At 66.3% G+C, this 18941-nt stretch carries 23 protein-coding genes; 15 read left to right on the top strand and 8 right to left on the bottom strand.

Annotated features, from left to right (window positions below; translation table 11 throughout):
- The first annotated feature begins 141 nt into the window (after positions 1-141).
- From ACV095_RS18090 to ACV095_RS18070, 5 genes are read left to right on the top strand one after another with little or no spacing between them, the layout of a single operon-like run.
- Positions 142-591 carry an Asp23/Gls24 family envelope stress response protein gene (locus tag ACV095_RS18090; protein ID WP_026266136.1) on the top strand — a complete coding sequence of 150 codons (450 nt, stop codon included), beginning with the start codon at positions 142-144 and terminating at the stop codon, positions 589-591.
- Positions 588-779 (top strand): membrane protein, encoded by a 192-nt coding sequence (locus ACV095_RS18085; RefSeq protein ID WP_018771704.1) that lies wholly within the window; start codon positions 588-590, stop codon positions 777-779. Before ACV095_RS18090 ends, ACV095_RS18085 begins: the two co-directional genes overlap by 4 nt.
- Entirely contained in the window at positions 776-1156 is a 381-nt protein-coding gene (locus ACV095_RS18080; RefSeq protein WP_018771703.1) for a hypothetical protein, read from the top strand. Before ACV095_RS18085 ends, ACV095_RS18080 begins: the two co-directional genes overlap by 4 nt.
- Positions 1153-1791 carry an Asp23/Gls24 family envelope stress response protein gene (locus ACV095_RS18075; protein WP_224084256.1) on the top strand — a complete coding sequence of 213 codons (639 nt, stop codon included), beginning with the start codon at positions 1153-1155 and terminating at the stop codon, positions 1789-1791. The genes ACV095_RS18080 and ACV095_RS18075 overlap by 4 nt, the downstream gene beginning before the upstream one ends.
- Entirely contained in the window at positions 1788-2399 is a 612-nt protein-coding gene (locus ACV095_RS18070) for a hypothetical protein (protein WP_018771701.1), read from the top strand. Before ACV095_RS18075 ends, ACV095_RS18070 begins: the two co-directional genes overlap by 4 nt.
- A gap of 85 nt (positions 2400-2484) precedes the next feature.
- Here ACV095_RS18070 and ACV095_RS18065 read toward each other — a convergent pair whose 3' ends face one another.
- The gene (locus ACV095_RS18065) at positions 2485-4287 is read right to left on the bottom strand and encodes a glycoside hydrolase family 13 protein (RefSeq protein WP_478222420.1); all 1803 of its coding nucleotides are present in this window, start codon (positions 4285-4287) and stop codon (positions 2485-2487) included.
- Between the two features lie 140 nt (positions 4288-4427).
- Here ACV095_RS18065 and ACV095_RS18060 point away from each other — a divergent pair, with 140 nt between their 5' ends.
- The 5 genes from ACV095_RS18060 to ACV095_RS18040 all read left to right on the top strand — a co-directional run bounded on the left by ACV095_RS18060 (position 4428) and on the right by ACV095_RS18040 (position 9084).
- Positions 4428-5720, top strand: coding sequence for an ABC transporter substrate-binding protein (locus tag ACV095_RS18060; RefSeq protein WP_018771699.1), 1293 nt, complete (start codon positions 4428-4430; stop codon positions 5718-5720).
- A 7-nt stretch (positions 5721-5727) separates the two neighbouring features.
- Entirely contained in the window at positions 5728-6765 is a 1038-nt protein-coding gene (locus tag ACV095_RS18055; protein ID WP_026266134.1) for a carbohydrate ABC transporter permease, read from the top strand.
- On the top strand, positions 6762-7661 hold the full coding sequence (locus ACV095_RS18050; protein ID WP_018771697.1) for a carbohydrate ABC transporter permease: 900 nt from the start codon (positions 6762-6764) through the stop codon (positions 7659-7661). The genes ACV095_RS18055 and ACV095_RS18050 overlap by 4 nt, the downstream gene beginning before the upstream one ends.
- Positions 7658-7906, top strand: a complete 249-nt coding sequence (locus ACV095_RS18045) for a hypothetical protein (protein WP_026266133.1) — start codon at positions 7658-7660, stop codon at positions 7904-7906. Before ACV095_RS18050 ends, ACV095_RS18045 begins: the two co-directional genes overlap by 4 nt.
- Before the next feature lie 125 nt (positions 7907-8031).
- Positions 8032-9084 (top strand): LacI family DNA-binding transcriptional regulator, encoded by a 1053-nt coding sequence (locus tag ACV095_RS18040; protein WP_018771695.1) that lies wholly within the window; start codon positions 8032-8034, stop codon positions 9082-9084.
- A gap of 4 nt (positions 9085-9088) precedes the next feature.
- Here ACV095_RS18040 and ACV095_RS18035 read toward each other — a convergent pair whose 3' ends face one another.
- Both ACV095_RS18035 and ACV095_RS18030 read right to left on the bottom strand, forming a co-directional pair.
- The gene (locus tag ACV095_RS18035) at positions 9089-9979 is read right to left on the bottom strand and encodes a DUF8083 family protein (protein WP_018771694.1); all 891 of its coding nucleotides are present in this window, start codon (positions 9977-9979) and stop codon (positions 9089-9091) included.
- 34 nt (positions 9980-10013) lie between these two features.
- Positions 10014-10820, bottom strand: a complete 807-nt coding sequence (locus ACV095_RS18030) for an exodeoxyribonuclease III (protein WP_026266132.1) — start codon at positions 10818-10820, stop codon at positions 10014-10016.
- A 161-nt stretch (positions 10821-10981) separates the two neighbouring features.
- Between ACV095_RS18030 and ACV095_RS18025 the strand changes: the two genes are divergently transcribed.
- Genes ACV095_RS18025 through ACV095_RS18010 form a run of 4 tightly spaced genes read left to right on the top strand, consistent with a single transcriptional unit; the run spans position 10982 to position 14634 of the window.
- Entirely contained in the window at positions 10982-12142 is a 1161-nt protein-coding gene (locus tag ACV095_RS18025; protein WP_478222419.1) for an enoyl-CoA hydratase/isomerase family protein, read from the top strand.
- A complete protein-coding gene (gene mmsB, locus ACV095_RS18020) occupies positions 12135-13151 on the top strand; it encodes a 3-hydroxyisobutyrate dehydrogenase (RefSeq protein ID WP_478222418.1) in 1017 nt (338 codons plus the stop codon). Before ACV095_RS18025 ends, mmsB begins: the two co-directional genes overlap by 8 nt.
- Positions 13148-13924 (top strand): enoyl-CoA hydratase, encoded by a 777-nt coding sequence (locus ACV095_RS18015; RefSeq protein ID WP_056392250.1) that lies wholly within the window; start codon positions 13148-13150, stop codon positions 13922-13924. The genes mmsB and ACV095_RS18015 overlap by 4 nt, the downstream gene beginning before the upstream one ends.
- Before the next feature lie 26 nt (positions 13925-13950).
- Positions 13951-14634 (top strand): DedA family protein, encoded by a 684-nt coding sequence (locus ACV095_RS18010; protein ID WP_478222417.1) that lies wholly within the window; start codon positions 13951-13953, stop codon positions 14632-14634.
- A 19-nt stretch (positions 14635-14653) separates the two neighbouring features.
- On the opposite strand, the gene ACV095_RS18005 is transcribed toward ACV095_RS18010, so the two are convergent.
- From ACV095_RS18005 to ACV095_RS17985, 5 genes are all read right to left on the bottom strand, one after another.
- Positions 14654-15436: a MerR family transcriptional regulator gene (locus ACV095_RS18005; protein ID WP_478222416.1), complete on the bottom strand. Its 783-nt coding sequence runs from the start codon at positions 15434-15436 to the stop codon at positions 14654-14656.
- A gap of 55 nt (positions 15437-15491) precedes the next feature.
- A complete protein-coding gene (locus tag ACV095_RS18000) occupies positions 15492-15821 on the bottom strand; it encodes a hypothetical protein (RefSeq protein WP_478222415.1) in 330 nt (109 codons plus the stop codon).
- A 147-nt stretch (positions 15822-15968) separates the two neighbouring features.
- A complete protein-coding gene (locus ACV095_RS17995) occupies positions 15969-16172 on the bottom strand; it encodes a cold-shock protein (RefSeq protein WP_009357211.1) in 204 nt (67 codons plus the stop codon).
- Positions 16173-16304: 132 nt separating this feature from the next.
- Positions 16305-16931: a response regulator gene (locus ACV095_RS17990; RefSeq protein WP_478222414.1), complete on the bottom strand. Its 627-nt coding sequence runs from the start codon at positions 16929-16931 to the stop codon at positions 16305-16307.
- A complete protein-coding gene (locus ACV095_RS17985; RefSeq protein WP_478222413.1) occupies positions 16928-18157 on the bottom strand; it encodes a sensor histidine kinase in 1230 nt (409 codons plus the stop codon). The genes ACV095_RS17990 and ACV095_RS17985 overlap by 4 nt, the downstream gene beginning before the upstream one ends.
- Positions 18158-18353: 196 nt before the next feature.
- Here ACV095_RS17985 and ACV095_RS17980 point away from each other — a divergent pair, with 196 nt between their 5' ends.
- Positions 18354-18932, top strand: a complete 579-nt coding sequence (locus ACV095_RS17980) for a GlcG/HbpS family heme-binding protein (protein ID WP_478222412.1) — start codon at positions 18354-18356, stop codon at positions 18930-18932.
- Positions 18933-18941 lie beyond the last annotated feature (9 nt).

The following is an 18941-nucleotide window of genomic DNA, read 5'->3' as shown; positions in this document are numbered from 1 at the left end:
GGCACCGCTCAGGCGGGAATGTCCTTGGGGGCGTTCCCGCCTGGGTCCTTTAAGTCCAGGCCGGTCGGCGGGCCGCAGAGTTTCCAGCGCATGTGCCGCACCCTGGGGATAGGGTGGAAACAACAGAAGGGGGAGTGCCTGATGGAATACCAGAACCCACAACCCGTGGTGCCAAACCGTCCTTCCGGAAGCCCGGCTCCGGGGCCCGGCCGGACGATAATTTCCGAGACTGCCGTGGCAAAGGTGGCGGGAATCGCCGCGCGGGCGGTTCCCGGGGTCTACTCCCTGGGTTCGGGCCCGTCCCGTGCCTTGGGCGCGATCCGCGACGCCGTCGGAAGTTCTGACCACGCTGCGGGCGTCCACGCGGAAGTGGGCGAAACGCAGGTAGCTGTTGATATCACCCTGGTGGCAAGCTACGGCACACCGCTGCATGCATTGGCCAATAATGTCCGCGCCGCCGTGTACCGCGCAGTTGAGGAACTGGTGGGGCTGCAGGTCATCGAGGTGAACGTCGAGATCGCGGATGTCTACGTTCCGCCGCCGGTCAAAACAACCGCGCCGTCTGCTCCCGAACGGGAGGCGCTGCTGTGAGCCTCACGATTGCAGGCACCGCCATTGGCGCCTTCGTGGCGTTTATGTCCCTGCAGTTCGGACTGTGGGGTTTCCTCGTCTCCCTGCTCTTCATGGCAATCGGAGCGCTCCTGGGCCGTGCCGCCGAAGGGAAGCTGGACCTGCGCGGGGTGTTCGATGCCATCACCGGCCGGCGCTCGTCCTCATGAGCTCGCCCGCGCCCGTTGTGCGTGGGCAGGCGCTCAGCGGCCATAACCGGATCAGCACCCAGGCCTTGACCAGCCTCGCCAAGGCTGCTGCGGCCCAGGCGTTGGGCGTCGACGCCCAGGACGTGCGGGCGGACTGGACGGACGACGACGGCCTGCTGGCTTTGTCCCTCGTCACCCCTATCGGCGTCCCGCCGTTGCAGTCCGTGGTGGCCAACCCTGCACGGGTGGACGCACTCGGCGGGTCCATCTGGGACCGCGCCGTCAGGGCCAAGGAAAGCATCCTGGCAACGGTCTCGGAATTGAGCGGTTCCCGGCTGAGCCGCGTGGACATCCGGATCAGCGGGGCAAGGATCAGTACAGAAGGGCGGGTACGGTGAGCAGCAGTGTGGAAAGCCGCCCGGTGAACAGCGGACCGCGCAGAAGCAACGGACCGGACATGCGCAGGGTGGTGTACCGCGAGACCCATTCCCCGCGGGCGGTGGTATCGGTTGTTGCCGCCGCCCTTGTGCTGGTGCTGGCCGCTTACGGCGTCCTCGAATCGGGAGTGCACGCCGTGGGCCAGCCCGCGTGGCTGATTGAGCCCCAGGTGGCGGCGCAGCGCATCGTGGATCTTCCCGCCGGAACCTCGCCGCTGCTGCTTGCCGCGATCGGCGGCGTGCTCGCCATGGTGGGGCTGATCTTCCTCCTCAGCGGCATCCTCCCGGGAAAGCGCGCCCGCCATCTGCTGGCCGGCGGACGGGAGGAAGGGCTTCCGGCGGTGGTGGTGGACGACGAAGTCATCGCCTCCTCCCTCGCCCGCCGGGCACGGCTGGCCGCCAACGTCACGCCTGAACAGGTCATGGTGATTGTCTCCCAGCGGCAGGTTCTGGTGAACGTGCGGCCCACCTCCGGTGTACCTGTGGACCAGGACAGGGTGCTTGAAGCCGTCCGCGACGAGCTGGACCAGATGCTGCTGGAACCGGCGCCTGTTCCCCGCGTGAATGTCACTCCTTCGGGGGTGATCGGAGCGTGAACAGCACACCGGCGCTGCTCAACCGCATCCTGCTCACCCTGCTGGGCCTGATCCTCCTGGGGGCGGGCGTCCTGCTGTTGCTGCTGGCGGCCGTTCCTCCGGTTGCCTCCTGGTGGCACTCCTGGTCCGCCGGGGTGTGGAGCGGCATCAACCGGCTCTTTGACGCCACCCGGTTCCCCGGCCGGCCGGAAAGCTGGCTGTGGATTGTGGTGGCACTGGCGCTGCTGGCATTGATGGGCCTCATGGTTGCCTGGATTGCCCAGCAAGGAAAGGGCCGGTCAAACCTTCTGGCCGCCGAATACGATCCCGGCGACACGCCCGGCGACGTCCGGATCGGCGGCGGGGTGGCGGAACAAGCGCTGAGGCACGCCCTCGAGGGACGGCCGGACCTGGCCGGTGCCACCGTCACCACCTACGACGTCAAGGGCTCTCCCGCGTTGAAGGTGCGTCTCCTGCCGCGCCAGGGCGTGGCACCGCACCTGCTGGCAGTGGAGGTCGCCGGGCTGCTTGACGCGATGGAAGCTGTGGTGGGCAAGGAAATTCCTGTCCTTATCCACATCGGGGCGGGCGCGCGGACCCGCTTCAGCCGGGCCGAGCGGGTCCGCTGATCCCATTGCCAACCGTAGGCTGCCGCGCCCGCGGTGCCGCTGCGCCAGTTGCGCAGCGGCACCTGCCCCGCTTCATCCTTTGCAGCTATATCCGTTGCAGGTACACGGTGCAGTCCACAGGAACCTCTGTCATCCCGGTCCAGTCGTCGGCCGGTTCGGGACCGCTGGAGAGCACTACGGCATAGCCTTCGGGCACGGGGGCCGAGGCGAAGCCCATGTTGGACAGGACCACCACCTCCCCGTTCCGGAACGCCAACAGTCCACTGTCCGGTGCGTGTTCGTCCGTCCACTCCACGCTGCCGCTGCCCAGGTGCCGGGCTGACCTGAATGCAAGGGCGGCACGGTAAAGCTCCAGCGTTGAGCCCTCCTCGCCGTCCTGCTGATCGGCGGCCAGGGGGCCGAAGCTTTCCGGCTGGGGGAGCCAGGGCTCGGGAGCTTCCCCTGACAGTGCTCCGGAGAAACCGAAGCCGGGTTGATCCCCTGCCCACGGCAGCGGGACGCGGCAGCCGTCCCGGCCGATCTCGGCACCGTCGGTCCGGAAGAAGGTAGGGTCCTGCCTGGCCGAGTCGGGAAGGGTGGTGTGCTCCGGGAGGCCCAGCTCCTCGCCCTGGTAGAGGTATGCCGAGCCCGGAAGCGCCAGCGCGACCAGTGAGGCGGCCCGGGCCCGGGCAAGTCCCAGGGCTGCGTCGGGCTGTTCGTCCGCGGCGCCGATGCCCTTGGGGAAAGTAGTGGGATCTTTGAGCCCAAACCGGGTGCTGTGCCGCACGGTGTCGTGGTTGCTGAGGACCCACGTGCACGGAGCACCCACGGATGCTGCCGCTGCCAGGGATGCGTCGATGGCGTCGGCCATGCGTTCGGCGTCCCAGCCGGCCAACAGGAAATCGAAGTTGAAGGCCTGCTGCATCTCATCGGGCCGGACATACCGTGCCAGGCGCTCGGCAGGTTCCACCCAGGCCTCGGCCACCATCATCCGGTCACCGCCGTATTCGGCCAGGACCCGGTTCCAGTCCCGGTAGATGGCATGGACCCCGTCCTGGTCGAAGAACGGCGACGGCGGGTACATCGGGGAGACGGCCCGGTGCGGTTCCTCGGCATCGGTGTGGGCATGCGGGGCGTCGCCCGGCAGGTGGCTTTCCAGGCGCGGAGCGGAGGTTCCTTCCACCATCGCCGCCACCCCATCCCAGTCCGGAAGACCCGCTTCCTTTACCAGGCCGTGGGCAACATCCACCCGGAAGCCGTCCGCGCCGCGGTCCAGCCAGAAACGCAGCACCGAACGCATTTCCTCCTGCACTTCCGGGTTCTCCCAGTTCAGGTCCGGCTGCTTGGTGTCGAAGAGGTGCAGGTACCACTGTCCGGGTGACCCGTCGGCTTCGGCCACGCGGCTCCAGGCCGGGCCGCCGAAGACGGACTTCCAGTTGTTGGGCGCCCGTCCGCCATCCCCGGACCCCGGCACCTCATCCTTGCCGTCCCGAAAGATGTACCGGTCCCTTTCCGGGCTTCCCGGCTCCGCCGCCAGCGCTTCCCGAAACCACGCATGCTCATCGGAGGTGTGGTTGGGAACCAGGTCCACGATCACCTTCAGTCCGCGGCGGTGAGCTTCCTGCAACATGGCGTCGAAGTCGGCCAGCGACCCGAAAAGCGGGTCCACTTGCCGGTAGTCCGCTACGTCATAACCGCCGTCGGCCTGCGGCGACTTGTAGAACGGGGACAGCCAGATGGCGTCCACTCCCAGCCCTTCAAGATAAGGGAGCCGGTCCAGGACACCGCGAAGGTCGCCCATCCCGTCGCCGTTGCCGTCGGCAAACGACCGGGGATAGATCTGGTAGACAACGGCGTCTGTCCACCAGGAGGGCATTTGGCGGGGCGCCGGAACGGTTGGGTCGGGCATTTGGTTCCCCTCTGATAACTTTTTGATGTAAACGCTTGCATTCCCGACAGTCACCTTACTAGTGTGATGGTCACCACATCAACCTCACCTAGCAAGCGCACTGTCGACTTACTTGTCACTCAGCGAGGAGCTTCAAGCTAATGAAAACCCCGAGATTCCTGCTTCCGGCGGCCACTGCCGGCATCCTGGCCCTTACGTTGTCCGCCTGCGGCGGCGGAGGTGGAGGGGGTACCACGGGCGGCGGTGGAGGCAGTGACGCTGACGCCAACCTCGATGCCCGCGGCCCGATCACCTTCGTCCAGGGCAAGGACAACAACAATGTGATCCGTCCCCTCATCGATAAGTGGAATGCGGCCCACAAGGATGAGCAGGTCACCTTCAAGGAACAGACCGACCAGGCAGACCAGCAGCACGACGACCTCGTCCAGCACTTCCAGGCCAAGCAGTCCGACTACGACGTCACCGACGTGGACGTCGTCTGGACGGCAGAGTTTGCCGCCAAGGGCTGGCTGCAGCCGCTGAAGGACAAGATGGCGGTTGACACGAGTGCCATGCTTCCGGCCACCGTGAACAGTGCCACGTACAAGGGCACTCTTTACGCTGCACCGCGCACTTCCGACGGCGGCATCCTCTTCTACCGCAAGGACCTGGTACCCAATCCGCCCAAGACCTGGGACGAGATGATGGGCATGTGCTCCATCGCCAAGCAGAACAACATCGGCTGCTACGCGGGACAGTTCAGCAAGTATGAAGGCCTCACGGTCAACGCGGCCGAAGCCATCAACTCCGCCGGCGGCTCAGTCCTGGACAAGGACGGCAAGCCCAGCCTGAACACCGCTGAAGCCAAGGCCGGCCTGGGGAACCTCGCCAAGGCCTACGCGGACGGCAACATCCCCAAGGAAGCAATCACCTATAAGGAAGAGGACAGCCGCCAGGCGTTCCAGAGCGGCAAGCTCCTGTTCCTGCGCAACTGGCCCTACGTTTACAGCCTCATGAGCACTGAAGGCTCGTCGGCTGTGAAGGACAAGTTCGGCATGGCTGCCCTTCCGGGCAAGAGCGGCCCCGGTGCATCATCACTGGGTGGCCACAACACCGCAATCAGCGTGTACTCCAAGCACAAGGCCACTGCACTGGACTTCGTGAAGTTCCTGACCTCGGCCGAGAGCGAGAAGTTCTACGCTACGCAGGGCTCGCTGGCTCCGGTCCTTGGATCGCTGTACACCGACCAGGAACTTGTAGCCAAGCTGCCCTACCTGCCGGTCCTGAAGACGTCCATCGAGAACGCCGTGCCGCGTCCCGTGACGCCGTTCTACCCGGCCGTGACAAAGGCAATCCAAGACAACGCATACTCCGCAATTAAGGGAGAAAAGCCCGTGGAAACCGCACTTTCTGACATGCAGAAGTCCATCGAATCCGCCGGTGCGGGATCGTAGTTCTGCCATGGCAACCGAACTAGGCCCGACGCCGGTCAAAGCACCGGCGTCGGGCGGTACCCCCGTCCATCACGCGCCCAAGGGTGTGGGGGAGGACAACAGGATCGCCAGCCAAGGACGCTGGGCATCCTGGCTGCTCGCTCCCACCATCATTGCCTTGGGCATTGTCATTGTTTACCCCATCATCAGCGCCATCGTCATGTCCTTCCAGAAGGACGCCGGCCTTGACCCAGCCACCGGCCTGTTCACCGCGGGTGGCCCGGCAGGCATCCAGAACTATGTGAACTGGCTCGCGCAGCAGTGTTCGGCGCCGACAGGCGGAACAGTCGCCTGCCCGCCTGGCACCCTGGGCGGCCAGTTCTGGTCCGCCACCGCCACAACATTTTTCTTCACCGTCGTCACGGTCGCGTTCGAAACGGTGCTTGGTTTCTGGATGGCCATGATCATGGCCCGCGAATTCCGCGGCCGCAGCCTGGTCCGCGCAGCTGTCCTGGTGCCGTGGGCCATCCCCACCGCCGTGACGGCCAAGCTCTGGTTCTTCATCTTCGCGTTCGAGGGCATCGCCAACAAGCTGTTCAACACCACCATCCTGTGGACGGGCAGCGAGTGGCCGGCCAAGTGGGCTGTGGTCATCGCTGACGTCTGGAAGACCACGCCGTTCATGGCTTTGCTGATCCTGGCAGGCCTGCAGATGATCCCGGCTGAAGTGTATGAGGCCGCCAAGGTGGATGGAACCACTGCATGGCAGCGGTTCCGGCTGATCACCCTGCCGCTGGTTAAGCCGGCGCTCATGGTGGCGATCCTGTTCCGTACCCTGGATGCACTGCGCATGTTTGACCTGCCCTACATCCTCACCGGCGGCGCCAACAACACCACCACCTTGTCCATCCTGGTCATTAACCAGATCAGGCAAGGCTTCAACTCGGCAGCCGCACTGTCCACCATCACCTTCATCATCATCTTCCTTGTGGCCTTCATCTTTGTCCGCTTCCTCGGGGCAAACGTCGTTGAACAGAGCGGCGCCACAGGAAAGGGGAAGAAATGACCACGGCAACGGCAGACGCCTCGGCGCTGCGGGCAAGGCAGGACAAGGGCCGCAAGGCTGCGCAAAACCGGGAAAAGTGGGCGCAGGGCAGGACTTACATCAGCGCGGCCATCGTGCTGCTCTGGTGCCTGGCGCCGGCCTACTGGATGGTGGTGACCGCCTTCCGCGAGGTCGGGTTTACCTACGACACGTCGATCCTTCCCACGCACGTGACCCTGGACAACTTCAGGACCGCCTTTGATACGTCATTCGGCAACAGGTTCGGCCAGGCGCTGCTCAACAGTGTGTTCATTGGTGGCGTGGTGACGCTCGTGTCCCTGCTCATCGGCGTGTTCGCCGCCTACGCGCTGGCCCGGTTGAACTTCCGGGGCAAGTTCCTGGTGCTCGGCTTCATCCTGGGAGCTTCCATGTTCCCCGGTGTTGCCCTGATCACCCCGCTCTTCCAGCTGTTCACCAACATTGGCTGGATGGGCACGTACCAGGCGCTGATCATCCCGAACATCTCCTTCGTGCTCCCGCTGACGGTCTACACCATGACCTCGTTCTTCCGGGAAATGCCTTGGGAGTTGGAAGAATCGGCGCGCGTTGACGGCTGTACCCAGGGACAGGCCTTCCGCAAGGTCATCATGCCCCTGGCGGCGCCGGCAATCTTCACCACGGCGATCCTGGCCTTCATTTCCTCGTGGAATGAGTTCCTGATCGCCAGCCAGCTGTCCAGCGACGCAACCCAGCCGGTGACGGTGGCCATTGCCAACTTCGCCGGTGCACAGCCCAACCAGATCCCGTACACGGCCATCATGGCCGCGGGCACCATCGTCACCATCCCGCTGGTGATCCTGGTGCTGGTGTTCCAGCGCAAGATCGTCGCCGGCCTTACGGCTGGTGCGGTCAAGTGACGCCCAACGGTTCCCGCCCCCGCACTCCGGGGGCGGGAAACCGCAGCCGTATGGTCCGTTCGGGCGAAGACTTCGACATCATTATCGGCTTCCTCGCATTTTGGGCCCTTGTCCTCCTGGTGGTAACCGTGTGGATGGAAGTCACAGCCCAACCGGCCCTCGGCTGGGCCCTGGGCCTGCTGGCAACACTGCTGGCGCTGTATGGAATGGTTCGCCTGCGCCGAAAGCTGCCGGCCCGCAGGTAAGGGAGCCCATGCGTCGGTTCCCCGCCATAGTTATCAATGCCTCGCCGTGGAATGCGAAAATACAGGGCGGGCGTAACGCAGGGCCTTTCGGCCCTACGCCGAAAAGGAGTTAAAGAGGGGACACGGTGGCACGGACAACGGAAAGGTCCCAGCGGGGCGGCCATAACGGCGTCAGCATCGAGGACGTGGCGGCAGCCGCCGGAGTCTCAACAGCAACTGTCTCCCGGGCTGTACGCGGCCTGCCCCGGGTCTCGCCGGCCACCCGGGAAAAAATCCTGGAGGTGGCCGGAAACCTGGGCTACGTTGCATCGTCCTCCGCCTCCGGCCTGGCCACGGGCCGGACCAAGACCATCGGTGTCCTGGCCCCGTTCGTCAGCCGCTGGTTCTTCTCCAAAGCAATTGAGGGCGCGGACCGCGAGCTGCATGCCCGGCACTACAACCTCTCCCTGTTCAACCTCGGCGGCCACGGCAGCAACCGTGAGCGGCTCTTCAGCAAGACCATGGTCTACAAGCAGATCGACGCCCTGCTGGTTCTATGTATGGCGCTCAGCCACGAAGAGATCGAGCACCTGCAGAAGATCGACATTCCGCTGGTAGTGGTGGGTGGCCACGTGGAGGAATGCCCCTACATCGGCATCGACGACTACGCCGCCGCCTCAACAGCGGTCCGGCACCTGATCGACCTGGGCCACCGGGATATTGCCCTGCTGCATGGCGACGACGAAACCGACCTGAACTTCGACGTCCCCCGGGTGCGTATCCTGGCCTTCAAGGACGTGATGGCCGCGGCCGGCCTGCCCACCCGGCCGGAATGGGACGAATGGGGGGACTTCACGGTCCGCAGCGGACAGGAAGCCTTCCGCCGCCTGTGGTCCCGTCCCGGACAGAAGCCCACGGCAATTTTCTGCGCCTCGGACGAGATGGCCATGGGAGTCATCTTCGAGGCCAACCGCCTGGGCGTCAACGTCCCCGGCGAACTGTCGGTGGTGGGCATCGACAACCATGATTTCGCCGATGCCATGGGCCTGACCACGGTTGGGCAGCGCCCCGACGAGCAGGCCGAGCTGGCCACCAAGATGCTCCTGGACGAACTGGACGGCGAGATCGGATCCGTCCACTCAGCCGTCGCGCCCCATGAACTCATCATCCGGCGCACCACAGCGCCCCCCAGGAACTGACGCGTCAGGACGCGCGGGCCAGCTGCCGGATGGGGATCCAGCGGGACGCGAGCCTGCGGTAGGCGGCCGCAGCCCCGGTCATGTCACCCTCCGCCAGGCACTCGATGCCCAGCCTGATATCCATGGGGGATTCGTCCGGGTAGACCTTGTCTGCCACGGCGCCGTAGTCCAGTTCCACCATGGAGTTGACGTGGAACAGTTCAAGCCACTCCGTCAGCTGCGCCAGGTCGTCAAGCATGTCCAGGTCCGGGGCGGCGAGGGCCAGGTTGGCCACCGCGTAGCGGGCCCGTTCCAGGGCATCGGTGATGGGCGCCCAGACCCGAACGGTGAGGATGCGCCCAGCGGCCTCCACCACATCCTTGCGGTCCGACTCCATGAACAGCGAGAACCAGCTGAACGGGATTCCCCAGGTGGACGCCCGCGTATGTACCCGGATGGATCCGTCCCGGGCCTTCACCTGGTCGATCCGTTCCTGGTGCCGGTCACGCTGCTCCTCCGGGATCAGCAGCTCGGCCAGGGGGCCATGGATTCCCTCCATCAAGGCGTTGGCCGCCAGTCCGGCGCGCAGGACAAGCTGGCTGGGGCAGTACAGGAGGACGGGCTCGGCGTCGGCGTCAGCACCGTCGTCGGGCGCTCCACCCTCCGGGGCCGGCACGGTGGTGACGCGCACCAGGTCCGTGCGCCCCGTGGGGAAGGGGTCCCCGCCGGAGCGGGTGATGCGGCCCAGCGAGGCCAGCAGTTCAGCGTTTTCGACGGCGGCACGCGGGACCGCCCGGGCCCCCGCGGCCTTGATGGCCGGACGCTGGTCCTCCGGAAAGGCTTCCAGGGGTTCGTAGACGCGCAGGGTCGAGGAAAATGGCAGGCCGGCCTGGCCCCGATAGAGGTTTCCCGTCATTACGGTCTCCTTGAATGGGTCCAGGATGCAGTCATCAGTCCGCCAGTTCCACCAGCACGGGAGCGTGGTCCGAAGCGCCCTTGCCCTTGCGTTCCTCGCGGTCGATCGAGGCCCCGGTGACGCGCGCGGCCAAGGCGGGGGAGGCCAGGATGAAGTCGATCCGCATGCCCTCCTTCTTGGGGAACCGCAGCTGGGTGTAGTCCCAGTAGGTGTAGACGCCGGGGCCCGGCGTGTAGGGGCGCACCACATCGGCGTAGCCGGCAGCTTCGAACGCGTGGAACGCCTCCCGTTCTGGCGGGCTGACGTGCGTTGCGCGGTTCCGGATGAACAGGTCGATGTCCCAGACGTCGTCATCGAAGGGCGCGATGTTCCAGTCACCCATCAGGGCCACCTGTGCCTGGGGGTTGTCCGTGACCAGGGCCTGGGCGTGCGTCTTGAGGCTTTCCAGCCACTTGAGCTTGTACGGCATGTGCTCGTCGTCCAGCGAACGGCCGTTGGGGACGTAGAGGCTCCAGACCCGGATGCCGCCGCAGGTGGCAGCCATGGCGCGGGCTTCCTGCACGGGATCTTTGCCCGCCTTGCCGAACGAGGGCTGGTCCAGGAACGTCCGCTCCACGTCTTCAAGCCCCACCCGGGAGGCGATGGCTACGCCGTTCCACTGGTTCACCCCGAAGTGGGCCACCTCGTAGCCCATCCGTTCAAAGAGCTCCCAGGGGAAGTTATCGTCCTTGCACTTGGTCTCCTGGATGGCCAGGACGTCGCAGTCGCTGCGCTGGAGCCAGGCTTCAACACGGTCGGCGCGGGCACGGAGCGAATTCACATTCCAGGTAGCTATCTTCACGGTTCCTAACTTACCTTGGCAGCCGCAGGGCGGGTAAAGCCTTGGCCGTCCCCGCGGCCGCGATCGGCCGTGGTTGGTTCCGGGCGTGAAGGGGCGGGTATATTCGCAACAGAATGACCTGGATCACTCATCCGGCCACCATGCGAAGGAGCACCCAGCCGATGACCGCAGCCAAGGACAGCACAACGGACAACGCGGCAGGGGACGGAAGCGCGGACGTACTCTTTGAGCGCCGCGGCCGGCTGGGCGTGATCACCCTCAACCGGCCCCGGGCCGTCAACGCACTTACCGCGGGAATGGTGGAGCTGCTCCTGCGGCAGCTCACCGCATGGGCAGGGGACGACGGCGTGGCCACCGTCCTGGTCCAGGGCGCCGGGGAGCGGGGCCTGTGCGCGGGCGGGGACATCGTGGCCATATACCGGGACATGCTGCACGGCGGGAACGGGACGGCCCACTTCTGGCAGACCGAGTACCGCCTGAACTCGCTGATTGCCCGGTACCCCAAGCCGTACGTCGCCCTCATGGACGGCCTGGTCCTGGGCGGCGGGGTGGGCATCTCCGCGCACGGGGACGTCCGGGTGGTCACCGAGCGGACCAGGATGGGGATGCCGGAGACCACCATTGGCTTCGCGCCCGACGTCGGCGGGACCTTCCTGCTTTCACACGCACCAGGCGAGGCGGGAACCCACGCGGCGCTTACGGGAGCACACCTGGCAGCCGGGGATGCCCTGTTCCTGGGCCTTGCCGACCACTACGTTCCGTCGAACGCGCTGCCGCGCCTCGTGGCTGCGCTGGAGAAGGAAAGCCCGGAAGACGCCGTCGCCCGTTATGCCGGGCAGCCCCCTGCCTCCATGCTGGCCGGGCAGCGGGAATGGATCGACTCCTGCTACGCCCCGGACGATGCTGGAGAGATTGTCCGGCGCCTCCGGGCGTGGACCGGGCCCGGACGCGACGATGCCGCGGAAGCCGCCGCCACGATCGAAGCCAAGTCACCCACCTCGGTCACGGTCACCTTGGCGTCGCTGCGCCGCGCGGCCGGCCTGACCCTGGATGAGGCCCTGGCCCAGGAGTACCGGGCCGGGATCCGCTTCCTGGCCGCACCGGACTTCCGCGAAGGAATCCGCGCCCAGGTAGTGGACAAGGACAGGAACCCGCAGTGGAAACCTGCCACGCTGGCCGAGGTGCTTCCCGCCCAGGTGGAGGGGTTCTTCCAGCCCCTGGACGGCGGGGAACTGGACCTCCATGTCCCGTCTGAGCTGCACCCCCGGCTTGAACCGCACTCCAACCCCGACCTGCAGATGAAGGAGACGGACCATGACTGACAAGAGCAGTGTGGCCTTCCTGGGCCTTGGACACATGGGGCGTCCCATGGCCCTGAACCTGGTCCGCGCCGGTTACCGGGTTGCTGGTTTCGACGTGGTCCCTGAAGCCCTGCAGTGGGCCCGTGCACAGGGCATACCGGTGGCAGGGAGCGCCGTGGAGGCGCTGGCCGGTGCCGACGTTGTCCTCACCATGTTCCCCAGCGGCCGCCACGTCCTGGATGCCTACGTGGGCGGTGCAGACGGACCCGGGCTGCTGGCAGCGGCGCCGGCGGGGACGATGTTCCTGGACTGCTCCACCATCAACGTCGACGAGGCCAGGGACGCCGCCCGCCTGGTCATCGAAGCAGGCCACCGCTCCGTTGACGCCCCCGTTTCCGGTGGCGTGGTGGGGGCCGAAGCAGGCACCCTGACCTTCATGGCCGGCGGCGACGGGGCTGACTTTGAGGCGGTGCGGCCGCTCCTGGAGGTCATGGGCAAGCGGGTGGTGCACTGCGGCGGACACGGAGCCGGCCAGGCGGCCAAGATCTGCAACAACCTCATCCTGGGCGTCTCGATGATTGCGGTCAGCGAGGCCTTCGTGCTCGGCGAAAAGCTGGGCCTGACCCACCAGGCCTTGTTCGACGTCGCTTCCGCCGCGTCCGGCCAGTGCTGGGCGCTGACCACCAATTGTCCGGTGCCCGGACCGGTTCCCACCAGCCCCGCCAACAGGGACTACCAGCCGGGCTTTGCCGCAGCGCTCATGGCCAAGGACCTCAACCTCGCCGTCAACGCCCTGGACAGCACGGGGGTGGCGGGACAGATGGGAGCGCTCGCCGCCCGGATCTACGATAGGTTTGCCGCGGAAGGCGGCGCGGGCCGCGACTTCTCGGCCATCATTACGGACATCCGCGACGCCTCCGGGCAGCATGCAGCGAGGCAGCAAGAGCCGGCGGCGGGGGAGAGCACCGGCACGGAAATGCCGGGCCGGCCAGAGACCACAACAGCACACGACGACGGGAGCCCCGAATGACGGAGTACGCCAACATCCTGGTGGAGCAGCAGGGCAGGGTAGGGCTGGTAACCCTCAACAGGCCGTCGGCGTTGAATGCGCTGAACAAGGCCACCATGGAGGAGTTGGTGGCCGCCGTTGCCGCCATGGATTCCGATCCCGGTGTGGGTGCCGTGGTGATCACCGGCTCGGGCAAAGCGTTCGCGGCCGGAGCCGACATCAAGGAAATGGCGGACCAGGGCTACATGGACATGTATGCCGCCGACTGGTTCCGGGGCTGGGAGGACTTTGCCCGGCTGCGGATTCCCACCATCGCTGCGGTGTCCGGGTTTGCCCTGGGCGGCGGCTGCGAACTGGCCATGATGTGCGACCTTATCATCGCCGGGGACAACGCCAGATTCGGCCAACCGGAAATCAACCTCGCCGTACTCCCCGGCATGGGCGGCTCGCAGCGGCTCACCCGGGCCGTGGGCAAGGCGAAGGCCATGGACATGATCCTCACCGGCAGGTTCATCGAGGCGGAGGAAGCCGACCGGTGCGGGCTGGTGTCCCGTGTGGTTCCGGCGGCGGACGTCGTGTCCGAGGCACTCAAGGTGGCAGGGGTGATTGCCGCCAAGTCCAAGCCCGCGGCGATGGCTGCCAAGGAAGCTGTCAATGCCGCCTTTGAAACCGGGCTGGCCCAGGGGGTGTTGTTCGAACGGCGGCTCTTCCACTCCCTGTTCGCCACGGAGGACCAAAAGGAAGGCATGGCGGCGTTCGCCGAGAAGCGCCAGCCGGAATTCAAGCACCGGTAACCCGGGCGCAGGGGACGGACGGGCGTATGTGGACAATCTTGACCGGTGCAGCCAGCCCCACTGAGGGACTCACCGGAATCGTCGGGTTTGCGGCGAGGGCCATCGACACTTTGGGGGAGTGGGGCGTGGGGGGCTTTACGCTCGCCGAAACCGTGGTGCCTCCCATCCCCAGTGAGGTGATCCTCCCCCTGGCGGGATATCTGGCCAAGAAGGGCTCCCTGAACCTTTTCCTTGTTTTTGCCACCAGCACCCTTGGCGCTTATCTGGGGGCGCTGTTCCTCTACTGGCTCGGCGCCAAGCTGGGGCTGGAGCGGTCCATCCGGTGGTTGTCCAAACTGCCCTTGGTGGACCGCGAAGACTTCGAACACGCGGCAGGATGGTTCCGCCGCCACGGCAGGTCATCCATCTTCTTCGGCCGCCTGTTGCCCGGCGTCCGCAGCCTCATTTCCCTTCCGGCGGGGGCGGCGGCCATGCCCTTTGCCACCTTCACCCTGTTCACCCTGGCCGGCAGCGGGCTGTGGAACGGCGCCCTCATCGGCCTGGGCTACCTGCTGGGCACCCAATACAGGCTGATCGAGGAGTACTCACGCTTCCTGAACTATGCCGTCTACGCCGGATTGGCCATTGCCGTGGTGCTGCTGGTGGTCCGGCGGACCCGGCGCGCCAAGACTGATCGGGCGGGCGCCGGCAGCTCCAAGACCAGCCGCTAGGCTGCCTTCCGCCTCTGCCCTACAGATACTTCTCCGCAAAACTGCGAAGGGCCGCCCGAACGAAGCCCGCCCCCTCCACTCCGCCGTAATTGGCGGCGAAGCGCGGGTCTTCCACGTACATGTCCGCCAGCCCCAGGACGTATCCCTTGATATTCCCGCTGTTTCCGGCGGCCGGAGTCCCGGGGATGGACCTCAGCCAGTCGACGTGCCGCGTTGCCAGTTCCCGGGCCTCGGGACCGTCCGCAGCAACGCCGGAGCGGGCGGCAGCCTTCCAGTCGTTGCCAAGGGTTTCCACCTTGGAGATCCACTCCTGCTTTTCGTCCGACGCCATGCCGCGCCACCACGCGTCGGATTTTGCGTAGGCCTCCTTGCCCCACCGTTCCTCCACCTCATCCTTGTACTGGGTGTGGTCGAAGCCGTCGAACATGTCCTCTGCCATCAGTTGGCCTCCTGCCCTTACTGTTTCAATGGTTCGCCGCACGGATTGCATTTGCCGTGCCAGCCGCTGCTGCTCCTGTCCGAGCCACTCAAGATGACGGGTGAGCGCGGTGACCGGGTCAGCCTGCTGGTGGAAGACCTCCGCGATGGCCGGCAGGCCCAGGCCCAGCTCCCGCAGCAGGAGAATGCGCTGCAGTTGGAGGAGGGCGGCGCCGTCGTAATAGCGGTAACCGTTGCTGCCCACCCTGCTGGGCTTCAGCAGGCCGATGTCATCGTAGTGGCGCAGCGTGCGGCTGGTGGTGCCGGCCATCCTGGCTACGTCCTGGATGGACCAGTCCGTGCCGGTGTCGGGGATGTCTTCCATGCTCCGAGCCTAGGGTTTGACGCTGCGTCAAGGTCAAGGTCAAGGTTTGGAATTGTCACCGCGCCTGCCGGCGGCGCCTGGCCTGGGCCACCAGCCGCGTGAAAGCGAAAACAAACACTGCCTCGATCACCAGCATGAGGCCGGCCAGCAGCCACAGCTGCCGGCTGATGAACACAATGCACCCGGTCAGGGCCAGGATGGTTCCCAGCGCCAGCGCGTAGACGGCAAAGCCGACCGCCACCCGGGCGCTGCGTACCCCGGTGCGGAAGCCGAAACCGTAGGGCTCCCCGCCGGGCTGGCCCGGCACGCGGTCCGGTGCAGCGGGCCCCAGAGCGTCAAACTCCTCCCACGGATCCTTGTCCCTGTCCTGGTCCTGTCCGGTCATGGATCAATTATCCCAAAAGGGGAAACCGGAGGACTGGCCCCGGGAACGTGCCCCACAAAACCCCCACATAAAAGCAGCGGCCCCTCCAACCTGAGCTGGAGGGGCCGCTGGATGGGGTCCCGGCAGGTGCCGGAGGCCGCCGAAGACTTAGAGCGGGCGGATGTTCTCTGCCTGCGGGCCCTTGGGGCCCTGGGTCACATCGAATTCGACCTTCTGGTTCTCGTCCAGTGAGCGGTAGCCGCTGGTGGCGATTGCCGAGTAGTGGGCGAAAACGTCAGCGGACCCGTCATCGGGGGCAATGAAGCCAAAACCCTTTTCGGCGTTGAACCATTTAACTGTGCCTGTTGCCATGGCTGCATTCCTTCATGTGACTCTGATTCTCTCCCCGGGGAATCGTCCCGGAGTGCGCGGGAGTTAGTCCCCGCAGTCCCAAACGTACGGGGCACAGGGCCCGGGTGCAAGGGTAAGGGCCATAAACCGCGGTTACCGCATGCCCTCACGGCGTATCGCGGTGGCAATAGCGGCCGCCCGCGTATCCACTCCGAGCTTTGCGTAGATGTGCGCCAGGTGGGTTTTGACGGTGGCCTCGGAGATGAAAAGCCGCCGCCCGAGTTCCCTGTTACTGAGGCCTTCAGTGAGCAAACTGAGCAATTCTGCCTCCCGGGGGGTGAGGACTTCTTCGGGGTTGCGCAGCTGCTGGAACAACCGCGAGGCCACCGGCGGGCTCATCACGCTCCTGCCCTGAACCGCGCCGCGGATGGCGGCAAAGATTTCCTCCGGGGCGGCGTCCTTCAACAGGTAGCCCATGGCGCCGGAATCGACTGCGCGGACAATATCGGCATCCGAGTCGTAGGTGGTGAAAACCAGGATTGCCTGCCCGCTGTTGAGATTCCGGATCCGCCTGATGGCCTCGATTCCATCCATGCCAGGGCCCATGGCAAGGTCCATCACCACCACAGCCGGGAGGTGCGCATGCACCAGCTGCAACGCTTCCTCTCCCGAGGATGCCTCCGCCACAACCGCCAGGTCAGGCTGGGTTCCCAGCAACGCGCGCAGCCCGCTCCTGACCACAAGGTGGTCGTCCACCAGCAGGACCGTGATGCTGCTCATGCGCCCTCCAACGGCAATTGGGCCGCCACGATGGTCCCCTCGCCGGGGGCACTTTGGATCGAGAATATGCCACCCAGCTGCTCCACCCGCTGCCGCATGGCCCGCAGGCCGTAACCTCCGGCCGTCGACGGCGGAGCTGCCGCCGCCGGATTAAAACCGGCGCCGTCGTCGTAGATGTCCAGGGTGACGGCGTCCGGCAGGAAGCCCACCGTCAGGGCAGCGACTGAAGCCGCAGCGTGCAGCGCGGTGTTGGAGGCCGCACTCTGCACCACCCGCAGCAGTGCGTGCCGGATGTCCGGTGAGACTTGCCTGGGGGCTCCTGTCACCACAAGGGTGGCTTCCGGCAGGTATTGCCGGGCGGCCAGCAGCAGCGCTTCCGGCAGCGGCGTTGATTCCAGCCCGGGGGAAGCAAGCTCGTGGACCAGGCTCCGGGTTTCCGCCAGGTTGGTGCGGAGCAGGCTGGTGGCCTGGTGGAGATCCTGCTGCGCGGCGCCACTTGGCCAACCACGCCCCGCGGCTTCGAGTAGGAGCAGGCTGCTGGCGAGCCCCTGGGTGACGGTGTCGTGGATTTCCCGGGACACCCGCTCCCGTTCGGCGATGGTGCCGGCACGGCGTTCACTGGCCGCCAGCTGGCCTTGGGCCTCGGTAACCTCCGCATGCAGGCGGCGCTGCTCCTCGGCGTCGTGCTGTATCCGGTCATAGATGAGCGTCAGCATGACGCCTACGGCCACAGGCCCCAACAGCATGGCAAGGTCCGTACCGTTGCCCAGCCGGAACAGGCCGGCCGCGGTTGCCAGGGTGATGCCGCCCGCCAGGACGTAGGACGCAGCACCGCGCAGGGCACTCCTGCACAGGAAGAAGAGGGCGAAGGAACACCAGGCGAAGCTCGGTGCTGCCACCACCAGGACCGCCCAGACAGCCACCAACGCGACCATCCACGGCGCGCTGTGCCGGTCCCGCAGCGAGAGCAGGGCCACGACGGCGTACAGCAGGCAGGCGGCGGCGGCGAGTCCCAGGACCAGGACGTTGTCGGAAGGGGAATGCCGCATGACATAGCGCACCACCGATGCCACCAGGAGCACCGCGAAGCCCAGATGGACGGCGGCCTCAATGCTGCCCAGGCGGCCCTTGGGGGTGGGCGGCACCGGACGGGACGCGCCCCCGGCGCCCCCGGCGGCAACGGCGGCCGCCAGGCCGGTGGCCGGGGTGGAATCTTTGGCAGGCATGCGGGATCCGGATCTCGTGGTGGGAAGCACTGCCTTCCATGCTAGGGCTCCACGCCTGCCGGTTCCTCAGCCTTTTGGCTGATACGGCTGGCCTTTCGGGCCAGCAAGGGGCAGCCGAAGGCCCGATGCCACGCCAACCGCTGCCGAGAAGGATGGAAACCGGCAACAGCACACCTACCAACCCAAGGAACGCACCATGAAGAAATCCCATAAGGCACTCACAGCCGCCGCAGCCGCAGCAATCCTGGTCACGGCCGGAGCCACGGCAGCCGCCAACGCCGGCACCGGCCGCGTCAGCGGCACTGAAGCGCCCGCCGTCGTGCCCGCCGTTGACGTGCAGCCGGCGCCGGAGACTGTGGTGCAGCAGAACCGCATCTCCGCCACAGCCTCCGCCCAGGCAGTCGCCGCGGCACTCGCCAAGTGCCAGGCGGACAAACTGCCGTTCGTCACGGTGGCGCTCGTTGACCGCTTCGGCACCGTCCAGGCACTGCTGCGGGGAGACAATGCCGCGGCGCACACCATTGAGGCCGCCAAGGAAAAGGCCTACACCGCAGCAGCTTTCGGCACCCCCACAAGCGAGCTGGCCAAGCGCATCAATGGCAATGGCCCCTCGATCGCAGACTTGCCGGGCACCCTGTTCCTGGCAGGCGGAGTCCCGCTGAAGGTCAACGCCGTTTCCGTGGCCGGCATCGGTGTGGGCGGGGCGCCCGATGGCGCCCTTGACGAAGCGTGCGCCACTGCCGGCGCCGAGTCCATCGGAGGCACTGCGAAATAGGCTGCGGTC

This window comes from Arthrobacter sp. JDC6, from assembly GCF_056484025.1.
This window is presented reverse-complemented; position numbering and strand designations above follow the sequence as displayed.

Bases quoted from the DNA above. Each gene is read 5' to 3' on its own strand.
- ACV095_RS18090 (WP_026266136.1), top strand. From the start codon at position 142: ATGGAATACCAGAACCCACAACCCGTGGTGCCAAACCGTCCTTCCGGA.
- ACV095_RS18080 (WP_018771703.1), top strand. From the start codon at position 776: ATGAGCTCGCCCGCGCCCGTTGTGCGTGGGCAGGCGCTCAGCGGCCAT.
- ACV095_RS18065 (WP_478222420.1), bottom strand. From the start codon at position 4,287: ATGCCCGACCCAACCGTTCCGGCGCCCCGCCAAATGCCCTCCTGGTGG.
- ACV095_RS18060 (WP_018771699.1), top strand. From the start codon at position 4,428: ATGAAAACCCCGAGATTCCTGCTTCCGGCGGCCACTGCCGGCATCCTG.
- ACV095_RS18055 (WP_026266134.1), top strand. From the start codon at position 5,728: ATGGCAACCGAACTAGGCCCGACGCCGGTCAAAGCACCGGCGTCGGGC.
- ACV095_RS18050 (WP_018771697.1), top strand. From the start codon at position 6,762: ATGACCACGGCAACGGCAGACGCCTCGGCGCTGCGGGCAAGGCAGGAC.
- ACV095_RS18035 (WP_018771694.1), bottom strand. From the start codon at position 9,979: ATGACGGGAAACCTCTATCGGGGCCAGGCCGGCCTGCCATTTTCCTCG.
- ACV095_RS18025 (WP_478222419.1), top strand. From the start codon at position 10,982: ATGACCGCAGCCAAGGACAGCACAACGGACAACGCGGCAGGGGACGGA.
- mmsB (WP_478222418.1), top strand. From the start codon at position 12,135: ATGACTGACAAGAGCAGTGTGGCCTTCCTGGGCCTTGGACACATGGGG.
- ACV095_RS18015 (WP_056392250.1), top strand. From the start codon at position 13,148: ATGACGGAGTACGCCAACATCCTGGTGGAGCAGCAGGGCAGGGTAGGG.
- ACV095_RS18010 (WP_478222417.1), top strand. From the start codon at position 13,951: ATGTGGACAATCTTGACCGGTGCAGCCAGCCCCACTGAGGGACTCACC.
- ACV095_RS18005 (WP_478222416.1), bottom strand. From the start codon at position 15,436: ATGGAAGACATCCCCGACACCGGCACGGACTGGTCCATCCAGGACGTA.
- ACV095_RS18000 (WP_478222415.1), bottom strand. From the start codon at position 15,821: ATGACCGGACAGGACCAGGACAGGGACAAGGATCCGTGGGAGGAGTTT.
- ACV095_RS17995 (WP_009357211.1), bottom strand. From the start codon at position 16,172: ATGGCAACAGGCACAGTTAAATGGTTCAACGCCGAAAAGGGTTTTGGC.
- ACV095_RS17990 (WP_478222414.1), bottom strand. From the start codon at position 16,931: ATGAGCAGCATCACGGTCCTGCTGGTGGACGACCACCTTGTGGTCAGG.
- ACV095_RS17985 (WP_478222413.1), bottom strand. From the start codon at position 18,157: ATGCCTGCCAAAGATTCCACCCCGGCCACCGGCCTGGCGGCCGCCGTT.
- ACV095_RS17980 (WP_478222412.1), top strand. From the start codon at position 18,354: ATGAAGAAATCCCATAAGGCACTCACAGCCGCCGCAGCCGCAGCAATC.